This is a genomic window from Mycobacterium sp., from assembly GCF_049281135.1.
Taxonomy (GTDB): Bacteria; Actinomycetota; Actinomycetes; order Mycobacteriales; family Mycobacteriaceae; genus Mycobacterium.
In genome coordinates this window covers 1-6,072 of the sequence record NZ_JBAPRN010000253.1, presented here as the reverse complement: position 1 = coordinate 6,072, position 6,072 = coordinate 1, and the positions used below count along the sequence as shown (strand labels likewise).

The 6,072-nt window shown below is 65.9% G+C and carries 5 protein-coding genes and 1 pseudogene; 5 read left to right on the top strand and 1 reads right to left on the bottom strand.

The genetic code is table 11. From position 1 onward, the window contains the following. The 3 genes from WAN02_RS10235 to WAN02_RS10225 form a co-directional block, all read left to right on the top strand. Positions 1–494 (top strand): phosphatidylserine decarboxylase (locus WAN02_RS10235; protein WP_422264039.1); only part of this gene is annotated, 494 nt, incomplete at its 5' end. Positions 495–542: 48 nt separating this feature from the next. Continuing rightward, positions 543–1,403: a CDP-alcohol phosphatidyltransferase family protein gene (locus WAN02_RS10230; protein ID WP_422264040.1), complete on the top strand. Its 861-nt coding sequence runs from the start codon at positions 543–545 to the stop codon at positions 1,401–1,403. Next, complete coding sequence (locus WAN02_RS10225; RefSeq protein WP_422264038.1) at positions 1,400–3,562, top strand: AAA family ATPase; 2,163 nt, start codon at positions 1,400–1,402, stop codon at positions 3,560–3,562. Before WAN02_RS10230 ends, WAN02_RS10225 begins: the two co-directional genes overlap by 4 nt. A gap of 3 nt (positions 3,563–3,565) precedes the next feature. Here the strand turns inward: WAN02_RS10225 and WAN02_RS10220 are convergent, their stop codons facing one another. Then, the gene (locus tag WAN02_RS10220; protein WP_422264037.1) at positions 3,566–4,027 is read right to left on the bottom strand and encodes a GNAT family N-acetyltransferase; all 462 of its coding nucleotides are present in this window, start codon (positions 4,025–4,027) and stop codon (positions 3,566–3,568) included. A 150-nt stretch (positions 4,028–4,177) separates the two neighbouring features. Here WAN02_RS10220 and WAN02_RS10215 point away from each other — a divergent pair, with 150 nt between their 5' ends. Then, the gene (locus WAN02_RS10215; RefSeq protein ID WP_422264036.1) at positions 4,178–5,614 is read left to right on the top strand and encodes a hypothetical protein; all 1,437 of its coding nucleotides are present in this window, start codon (positions 4,178–4,180) and stop codon (positions 5,612–5,614) included. Then, positions 5,611–6,072, top strand: a pseudogene (locus tag WAN02_RS10210) (long-chain-fatty-acyl-CoA reductase); the annotation flags it as partial. The gene WAN02_RS10215 and the pseudogene WAN02_RS10210, both read left to right, overlap by 4 nt.

Genomic DNA, 6,072 nt, shown 5'->3' with positions numbered 1-6,072 from the left:
GGGTGCCGCCAACTCGGCCCGGCGTCGTCGTCGCACCCGCCGACGGCTTGGTGTGCCTCATCGAATCGGCTGCCCCGCCGCCCGAGTTGGAGATGGGTGACGCAGAACTAACCCGGGTCAGCATCTTCCTGTCGCTGTTCGACGCTCACGTGCAGCGGGCCCCGGTGAGCGGCGAAGTGATCGCCGTGCAGCACCGGCCGGGCCTGTTCGCCTCGGCCGACCTCCCCGAGGCCAGCGACGACAACGAACGCAACAGCGTCCGAATCCGCACCGAGGACGGCGCGGAGATCGTGGCCGTGCAAATCGCGGGTCTGCTGGCGCGCCGGATCGTCTGCAACGTTCGCGCGGGCGACAAACTCTCGATCGGTGACACCTACGGCCTGATCCGATTCGGGTCACGGCTGGACACTTATCTGCCCGCCGGCGCCGAGGTGTCGGTCAGCATCGGCCAACGTGCGGTGGCCGGCGAGACGGTGTTGGCGCAGCTGCGGTGATTACCGCGCCGACGACGATGCAGAGCGTAGCTATGAGGAGGAGTGGCGCTGATTACTAGGCCGCGCGGCAGGCGAGTGGTCAACCTGCGCATCCTGCCCAGCTCGATGAGCGTGCTGGCGATCTGTGCCGGGCTGACCTCGATCCGGTTCGCTCTGGAGGGTCTGCCTCACGTGGCGATCGCGCTGATCGCCGCTGCCGCAATCCTCGACGGGCTCGACGGCCGAGTGGCCCGCGCGCTGGATGCAGAGTCACGGATGGGCGAGGAGATCGACTCGCTGGCCGACGCGGTGAACTTCGGGGTCGCCCCCGCGGTGGTGGTCTACGTGTCGATGTTGCCCGCATTGGCGGCGGGCTGGGTAGTTGTCCTGCTCTATGCGGTGTCAATCGTGTTGCGGCTGGCCAGGTTTAACGCGCTGCTCGACGATGCCACCCAGCCGTCCTTCGCACGGGAGTTCTTCGTGGGAGTGCCGGCGCCGGCCGGCGCGATCTGCGCACTCGGCCCGCTGGCCGCCAAGCTGCAGTTCGGCGCGGGCTGGTGGACGTCGCCGTGGTTCGTGTGCACGTGGCTGGTGGCCTGCTCGATGCTGCTGGTGAGCCGGATCCCGATGCGCAAGATGCACGCCGTCTCGGTCCCGCCGAACCTGGCCGCGCTGCTGCTGGCCGGGCTGACCATTGTCGCGGCCGCCGCATTCCTGTTCCCCTACATCCTGATCATGGTGATGATCGCCGCCTACCTCTGCTACATCCCGTTCTCGGTACGCAGTCACCACTGGCTGGCGGCACATCCCGAAGCGTGGGGTGAGAAACCCAAGCAGCGGCGCGCCACCCGGCGCGCGATCCGCCGGGCGCAGCCCAACCGCCGATCGATGGCGCGACTGGGACTGCGCAGGCCCACCGGCCGGACATGACGTCACCCGCCCGGCTCACCCTGACGGCTCGGCTGAACACCTCGGCCGTCGACTCTCGTCGCGGTGTGATCCGACTGCATCCTAATGCCATTGCCGCCCTTGGTATTCGCGAATGGGATGCGGTGTCGCTGACCGGGTCGCGCACGACCACGGCGGTCGCGGGCATGGCAGGCCCACAGACCCCGATCGGCACCGTGCTGCTCGACGACGTCACGCTGTCCAACGCCGGGCTGAGCGAGGACACCGCGGTCATCGTCGCCGCGGCCACCGTGTACGGCGCCCGGTCGGTGACCCTGAGCGGCTCGACGTTAGCCAGCCAGTCGGTCCCGCCCACAACGCTACGACAAGCCCTGTTGGGCAAGGTGTTAACCGTCGGCGACGCGGTGTCGCTGCTGCCGCGCGACCTGGGTCCGGGCACCTCGACGTCGGCGGCGACCCGTGCGCTGGCCTCGGCGGTGGGTATCAGTTGGACGTCGGAATTGTTGACGGTCACCGGGGTGGACCCGACCGGCCCGGTGAGCGTGCAACCGAACTCGTTGGTGACGTGGGGAAACGGCGTCGCGGTCGACGACGGTGCGGCGCTGCCTGAGCAGGTCGAAGCCAAGGCGGTACAGCTCACCGTAAGCGACCTCAAGGGCGTCAGCGCCCAGGCGGCCAAGCTGACCGAGTGGCTCAAGCTGGCGCTCGACGAACCGCACCTGTTGCAGACCTTAGGTGCTACAACCAATTTGGGTGTGCTGGTGTCGGGTCCGGCCGGCGTTGGCAAGACCGCACTCGTGCGCGCGGTCTGCGCAGGCCGACGGCTGATTGAACTCGACAGCCCGGAGGTCGGTGCGCTGGCCGCCGACGACCGCCTGCAACGGGTGGCCGCGTCGGTTGCGAAAGTCCGCGACGGCGGCGGAGTGCTGCTGATCGCCGACATCGACGCGCTGCTGCCGGTCACCGCCGAGCCGGTTGCGACGCTGATCCTGGCCGAATTGCGCAGAGCGGTCGCCGCCGCCAAGGTCGCGGTGATCGTCACGTCGGCAGTGCCGGAGAACCTCGACCCGCGGCTGCGCGCCCCGGACCTGTGCGACCGCGAACTGGTACTCAGCCTGCCCGACGCACCGACCCGCATCGCGCTGCTGCAGAGTCTGCTGCGTCAGGTGCCCACCGACGATCTCAGCCTGAACGAGATCGCAGACCGTACACCAGGTTTCGTGGTCGCCGACCTGGCCGCACTGGTCCGCGAGGCGGCACTGCGCGCAGCGGCGCGGGCCAGCTCTGACGGCAACTCGCCGAAGCTCACCCAAGACGACTTGCTCGGCGCGCTCACGGTGATTCGGCCGTTGTCGCGATCGGCAACCACGGAGGTGTCGGTCGGATCGGTCACCCTCGACGATGTCGGCGACATGACCGCCACCAAGCAGGCGCTCACCGAAGCGGTGCTGTGGCCGCTGCAGCATCCCGACACGTTCGCCCGGCTCGGGGTCCAGCCGCCGCGCGGTGTGCTGCTCTACGGCCCACCCGGCTGCGGCAAAACCTTCGTGGTCCGAGCACTGGCCAGCACCGGGCGGCTTTCGGTGCACGCCGTCAAAGGGTCTGAGCTGATGGACAAGTGGGTCGGCTCTTCGGAGAAGGCCGTACGCGAACTGTTCGGCCGGGCCAGGGACTCCGCGCCGTCGCTGGTGTTCCTCGACGAGATCGACGCCTTGACGCCACGACGCGGGCAGAGCTTCGACTCCGGCGTTACCGACCGGGTGGTCGCGGCGCTGCTCACCGAGCTCGACGGCATCGAACCGCTGCGTGATGTCGTGGTGGTCGGCGCCACCAACCGGCCGGAGCTGATCGACCCGGGGCTGCTGCGCCCCGGCCGGCTGGAGAAGCTGGTGTTCGTCGAACCGCCAGACGCAGAAGCGCGAGCGGACATCCTGCGCACCGCGGCCAAGTCGATTCCGCTGCGCGACGTGGACCTGGACGCGTTGGCGGCCGACTTGGACGGATACAGCGCCGCGGACTGCGTGGCGCTGTTGCGCGAGGCCGCGCTTACCGCCATGCGGCGCTCGGTCGACGCGGCGGAGATCACCGCCGCCGACGTCGCGGCTGCGCGCGAAAACGTCCATCCTTCACTGGATCCCGCTCAGCTCGCCGCGCTGCGGGCTTTCGCCACCGAGCGCTGATTTCTAGACGCCGCGATGGTAGTAAAAGCTGGGCTGATCTTGCCCGGCCTCTGTAGCGGTGTAACCGTGGCGCTCGTAGAAACGATGCGCGTCGGCATCGGCACCATCAACCGCGATTTCGATCAACTCGCCGCCACGCTCACGCGTGAGCGATTCCACCGCGACCAAGAGCTCCGAGCCGATTCCGCACCCGCGCGCTTCCGGTACGACATAAAGCTCGTCGACCAGGACGATGGGCCCGTCGTACCACACGTTGGGGCGCAACGTCAGCAGCGCAACCGCAACGGCGGGATCTCCTGCAACAAAAGCAATGACATCGCCACCTGCCAACAGGCTGTGCAGTCGGGTGGTCAATACTTCGGGCCCCGGTGAGGGCGCGTCGAATTCCCTGTTGAAGGCGTCCAGCAATCGTGCCACCGTCTCGGCATCCGATGGCGTCGCCACTCGCGGTGCGGTGAAACTCATGTGCGCGAGTATGGACGATCAGCACGGCAATTGTTTGGATGAGTCAGCCGGCGCTCAGCGCCTGCATGAGTGTTCTGACCCAACTGGGTCAGTAATTGCAGTTGACTGCACTCTTGCGTTTCACTGCAACACGGGTCTAGCCTTGTCCGGGTGACAGTCACTCAGAGGCCAGCGCAGTCGCTGACCGAATTCATGGACGACCCGATCAACTTCTTCGGTCAGTCCTATACGCAGATGCACAGCATCGACCGCGACGAACTGGAATCCCTGCAACGGCAGGCTATGGCCGTCCGATTTCAGCAGCACTATCAGAGCATTGAGATGCTGCGAAAACTCGCTGACCGGCTCGGCATCAGCACCGTCAACGAGTTCAACGACGTTGTCCCGTTGTTCTTTTCGCACACCGCATTCAAGTCGTATCCGGCCGCACTGATCGACAAGAAGCGCTTCGACCTGATGACCACGTGGCTGGACAAGCTGACCAGCTACGACTTGTCCGCCGTCGACACCGCCGATTGCACCGGAATCGACGACTGGATCGAGCGCCTCGACGCGCAGACCCCGCTGGAAGTCATCACCTCCAGCGGCACCACCGGCACCATCTCGATCCTGCCCAAGGACAAGCACGGCGCAGAAGACGGCATGGTGCTGTGGAAGATCTGCCTGTTCCAGACTTTCGGGCACGAACCCACCGACGAGCAACTCAATCCGTCGGTGGATGTGGTGTGGCCGAACTTCGCCGACGGCAAGCTGGGCCATCTGCGCATCGCCAACATGATCAAGCGCGGCTTCACCGGCGGCGACGAATCCAAATTTCACGCCCTCTACCCGTTCGCCGTCGACACCGATCTGATGTTCCTCGCGTCCAAGATGCGGGCGGCGGCCTCCCGCGGCGAGCTCGACCGGCTGGAGATCGACCCGGCCCTGGCCGCGCGCAAAGACGAGTTCATAGCCATGCAGGCACGGCAGCCTCAGGACATGGATGCGTTCTTCACCCGGATCACCGAACTACTGCGCGGCAAGCGGGTATTCATGCTCGGCACCTACCACCTGATGTATGACATCGCCAAGGCCGGCCTCGAGCGCGGGGTGCGTAATGTCTTCTCGCCCGACTCGGCGATTCTCACCGGTGGCGGGATGAAAGGCGTTGCGCTGCCGGATGATTTCATGGATGTCATCACGAACTTTCTCGGCGTCGATCGCATCCAGGTCGGATACGGTTTCTCCGAATCCAGCACCTTTCACTGGGGTTGCAGCGAGGGTCGCTATCACGTGGCGCCGTGGGTCATCCCGTTCGTGCTCGATCCCGAGACCAGCGAGCCGCTGCCCCGTACCGGTGTACAGACCGGCCGCGCCGCCGTCTATGACATTCTGTTGCGCGCCCATTGGGGCGGCGTCATCTCCGGCGACGAGGTCACCATCAACTGGGACCTGCAGTGTCCGTGCGGGCAAGCCAGCGTGGCGTTCGAACCCGGCATCATGCGCTACAGCGAGAAGCAAGGCGTTGAGGACGATCGGATTACCTGCGCCGCAACGCAAGAAGTACACAACGAAGCGGTGAATTTTATGAAGGGCGTCGAGCTGTGATCGCCTACACGGTTCCACTGTTCCTGCGCGGGCGGGTCATCACCGATGACCTCGTGCCGTTCGAAACCCGCGTGGGCGCCGCACAGTTCCAGGCGCCGGACATGAGCAAATACGTCGAGCAATTGCCACTCAAGAGCCCGGCCGACATGGGCGACCTCTACGAGTTGAGCTTCGACGAGATCCTCGACGTACTCGAGGCCCTGGGCGACGCGCTGGATTTCGACTCGAACGCACACCTGCAGGAGGCCTACGAAGCCTCGCTGGTGGCCAACGTGCTGCCGCCGGAGATGATGCAGAACAGCTATCGCATTCTGCGGCCGATGTTTTCCCGCGACAACGTCACCGAAATCGCTGACAGCCAGGTCGGGCTGAATTATCTCAACGGATGGGTGCCGCATACCTTGCGGGACGGCCGCGAACTACGCGTGCGCGCCTTCGGATCCCGCGTGCTGCACATC

What these genes read in the sequence shown, in the direction of transcription:
- WAN02_RS10225 (WP_422264038.1), top strand. Translation starts at nt 1,400, where the DNA reads ATGACGTCACCCGCCCGGCTCACCCTGACGGCTCGGCTGAACACCTCG.
- WAN02_RS10220 (WP_422264037.1), bottom strand. Translation starts at nt 4,027, where the DNA reads ATGAGTTTCACCGCACCGCGAGTGGCGACGCCATCGGATGCCGAGACG.